The sequence below is a fragment of the Limosilactobacillus reuteri subsp. porcinus genome, from assembly GCF_036621895.1.
In the GTDB taxonomy this organism is placed as follows: Bacteria; Bacillota; Bacilli; order Lactobacillales; family Lactobacillaceae; genus Limosilactobacillus; species Limosilactobacillus reuteri_J.
In genome coordinates this window covers 1-3305 of sequence record NZ_LN887471.1, presented here as the reverse complement: position 1 = coordinate 3305, position 3305 = coordinate 1, and the positions used below count along the sequence as shown (strand labels likewise).

Genomic DNA, 3305 nt, shown 5'->3' with positions numbered 1-3305 from the left:
CGATAAACTCGGTAGACGGTTTCTAAGCTCCGGTGCAAAAGTTTGGCAGCCCGGTAGGCTTTTACTCCTTGGTCACGAAAATTAGCGATCATCGTTAGTTCGTCTATGGTAAGATGATGGTAGGTCATTTGTGGCGTCCTTTCTTTTGATGTATGGGTATTCAAAAGTCTACCACAAATGGCTTTTTATTTTTCTAACTTAATTTTACAAACCGCGTGTTTATTGTTGTAGGGGTAACTGCAATCCATCCCCAAAACTATGTCCCATTTCTCCCCGCTCATCAACCAGGCACCACTTTTGGGGGCTGGCAGGGAATCTTAGCTGGGACTGCGCAAATCTTTATTGCTTATGTCGGCTTTGATGCGATTGCGGCTAATACAGCTGAAACGATTAATCCGCAAAAGACAATGCCACGAGGATTGATCGGGACGCTATTACTAGGAACAGGCTTCTTTATTGCGGTTTCGCTCGTATTAGTGGGGATGTTTAAATATAGCCGTTATGCAAATAATGCAGAACCAGCAGCCTGGGCTTTAAGGCAGTCTGGACACTACATTACGGCGAATTTGCTTTCCGTTGTAGCGATTGTTGGTATTTTCTCTGCGTTAATCGCAATCCTTTTAGCTTCCTCTCGACTAATCTATGCCTTTGGACGGGATGGGTTACTACCAAAATCACTCGGACAAATCGATGATAAGCACGTCCCTAATCACGCATTATGGATGATTACTTTCTTGGCCATGATCTTGGGTTCTGTTTTCCCATTTACGTTCTTGGCAACCCTTGTTTCTGCGGGAACCCTGGTCGCATTTATCTTTGTTTCTCTGGGAATTTATGCCTTGCGTCCACGGGAAGGGGTAGATTTGCCCGAAGCTCAGTTTAAGATGCCGTTATATCCAGTACTTCCAGCGATTTCGGCGATCTTTTCGGCCGTGATCTTCTGGGGCCTAAATACTGATGCAAAAATTTTAATGGTTGGTTGGTTTGTGATCGGTTTGTTAATTTACTTTATCTATGGAATCCGTCACTCAATCATTAATAAAGAAAACCACTAATTTACCCTTGAAAGACAGCTGAAAACAATGTATAGTAGTTGTTGGCTGTTTAGCTGTGAATAACGGTATTCCGCTGCCCGTCATACAGGACATGAATGTCGGCGAAAGGAAAGAAAAATATTATGCGTCAAAACAAGTTAATCGAAAAGATTACTGCTAGTCAATTACGGGATGATATTCCAGAATTCCGTGCCGGTGATACTGTTCGGGTTCACGCTCGGATCGTTGAAGGTTCACGTGAACGTATCCAAATGTTCGAAGGTGTTGTTATCAAGCGCCACGGTGCTGGTATCAGTGCTACTTACACTGTACGTAAGATCAGTAACGGTGTAGGTGTTGAACGTACTTTCCCAGTTCACTCACCACGTGTTGACAAGATTGATGTTCTTCGTTACGGTCGTGTACGTCGTGCTAAGCTTTACTACTTACGTGAACGTACTGGTAAGGCTACTCGTATCGCTGAACGTCGTCGCGACAACTAGTAGTGCGGAACCCTTGTGTATCAAGGGTTCTTTTTTTTGTTTTAAATTAAAATACTCACCACAATCATGATTGCAGTGAGTAGTCAAAGTAAATTAATTCTAAAAAACATTTTTCATCAATGTAGTACGGGAGATTTTGATAGGTAGTGATTTCGGTGATTGGTTTAGTTCTTTAAATCGAAAAAGTCTCCCATTTCCTTAAGGCTGCGATCTTCTTTTGAACGACTTTTATTAATAACGGCTGTTTGAATTTGGTGATAGAAAGTAAGCGCTTCTTCGTATGCTTCCTTGTAAACCTTTAATTTATCTTCAGTGGTAAGATCAGGTGAACTTTGCACGCAAGCCAAAGCAAACTTAGCAGGGTCGATTCGATACTTGGTTAAGTCCATTTCTTTCACTTCCCTTCTCTAGCAATAATTATAACAGCGGTGATTGATAAATACTGTTAAGAAGGCTTGCGTAAAATTTTCTTATTGCGTAGCTAGTTCTTTTATCATATAGTTAAGACTAGAATTATCACTTGATGAGGTGACTGTGATGAATTACGAGGATCTGTTTCAAAAAATTGATGAGTGGGCGCATGAACGTGGGATTGACCATGCGGATCCACGTGTCGAATTTATGAAGATGGCAGAAGAGCTTGGCGAACTTTCTAGTGCGTATAATAAAGAAAATCAGGCTAAGCTTATCGACAGCATCGGTGACTTACAGATTGCACTGCTAATCTTTTGTAAATTAGTAGGTGTTGACCATCAACAAGCGCTTACTGCTGCTTATCAAGAAATTGCAAAGCGAACGGGTAAGACAACTGCTGATGGGGTATTCATCAAAGAAAGCGACCTTAAATCAAGAAATAAAAAGGAGAAATAGCTGTGAAATTTATTTCGTGGAACATTGATTCAATTAATGCAGCACTAACTGGAACTTCCGTACGGGCAGGGGAAACGCGGGAAGTATTAAAAAAGATTGCAGCGATGAAGCCAGATGTCATCGCCATTCAAGAGACTAAGCTGTCAAAGAATGGGCCAACTAAAAAGCATTTGACGGTTTTACAAGAATTATTCCCCAATTATGAAGTGGCATGGCGGAGTTCCGTTGAACCAGCACGGAAAGGGTATGCTGGGACCATGTACCTTTATTTAGCCCAATATGAGCCCAAAGTAACTTATCCTAAAATTAATGCGCCAGAACCAATGGATGATGAAGGAAGAATCATTACCCTTGAATTTCCGGACTTCTATGTTACGGAAGTATATACTCCAAATTCTGGCAACGGGCTTAAACGGTTAGATGAGCGGCAAACATGGGATGATTGTTACCGTGACTACCTGCATGAACTTGACCAGCAAAAACCGGTAATTGCTAGTGGTGATTTTAATGTGGCTCATGAGGAGATTGATTTAGCTCATCCAGCAACCAACCATCATTCAGCTGGCTTTACTGATGAAGAACGTACACATTTCTCAAAACTATTAGCTGCTGGCTTTACTGATAGTTTCCGGCACCTTCACCCCGACGAAAAGGGAGTTTATTCCTGGTGGGCACAACGGGTGATTACTAGTAAACAAAATAACTCTGGCTGGAGAATTGATTACTGGTTAGTCAGTGACCGGCTTGCTGATAAGATTACAGAAGCGGGGATGATCGATAGTGGAGAACGCCGCGATCATACGCCAATTATTCTAGAAATCGATCTTTAAATGAAAATAAGAGATTTGGAACACCAACTTTGTCCCAAATCTCTTATTTTGTGTGCGCCCGGCATGGG

4 protein-coding genes and 2 pseudogenes are annotated in these 3305 nt (G+C 41.8%); 4 read left to right on the top strand and 2 right to left on the bottom strand.

From position 1 onward, the window contains the following. Positions 1-128 (bottom strand): annotated as a pseudogene (locus AACL61_RS08325) (IS30 family transposase); the annotation flags it as partial. An 87-nt stretch (positions 129-215) separates the two neighbouring features. On the opposite strand from AACL61_RS08325, the pseudogene AACL61_RS08320 reads away from it, so the two are divergent. Then, a pseudogene (locus AACL61_RS08320) lies at positions 216-1055 on the top strand (APC family permease); the annotation flags it as partial. 122 nt (positions 1056-1177) lie between these two features. Continuing rightward, entirely contained in the window at positions 1178-1537 is a 360-nt protein-coding gene (gene rplS / locus AACL61_RS08315; protein ID WP_003675625.1) for a 50S ribosomal protein L19, read from the top strand. Between the two features lie 164 nt (positions 1538-1701). On the opposite strand, the gene AACL61_RS08310 is transcribed toward rplS, so the two are convergent. After that, positions 1702-1926, bottom strand: a complete 225-nt coding sequence (locus AACL61_RS08310; protein ID WP_035156748.1) for a hypothetical protein — start codon at positions 1924-1926, stop codon at positions 1702-1704. A gap of 148 nt (positions 1927-2074) precedes the next feature. On the opposite strand from AACL61_RS08310, the gene AACL61_RS08305 reads away from it, so the two are divergent. Then, positions 2075-2407 carry a MazG-like family protein gene (locus AACL61_RS08305; RefSeq protein ID WP_339111234.1) on the top strand — a complete coding sequence of 111 codons (333 nt, stop codon included), beginning with the start codon at positions 2075-2077 and terminating at the stop codon, positions 2405-2407. Positions 2408-2409: 2 nt separating this feature from the next. Then, entirely contained in the window at positions 2410-3237 is an 828-nt protein-coding gene (locus tag AACL61_RS08300; RefSeq protein ID WP_003671552.1) for an exodeoxyribonuclease III, read from the top strand. Positions 3238-3305 lie beyond the last annotated feature (68 nt).

Bases quoted from the DNA above. Each gene is read 5' to 3' on its own strand.
- AACL61_RS08305 (WP_339111234.1), top strand. From the start codon at position 2,075: ATGAATTACGAGGATCTGTTTCAAAAAATTGATGAGTGGGCGCATGAA.
- rplS (WP_003675625.1), top strand. From the start codon at position 1,178: ATGCGTCAAAACAAGTTAATCGAAAAGATTACTGCTAGTCAATTACGG.
- AACL61_RS08310 (WP_035156748.1), bottom strand. From the start codon at position 1,926: ATGGACTTAACCAAGTATCGAATCGACCCTGCTAAGTTTGCTTTGGCT.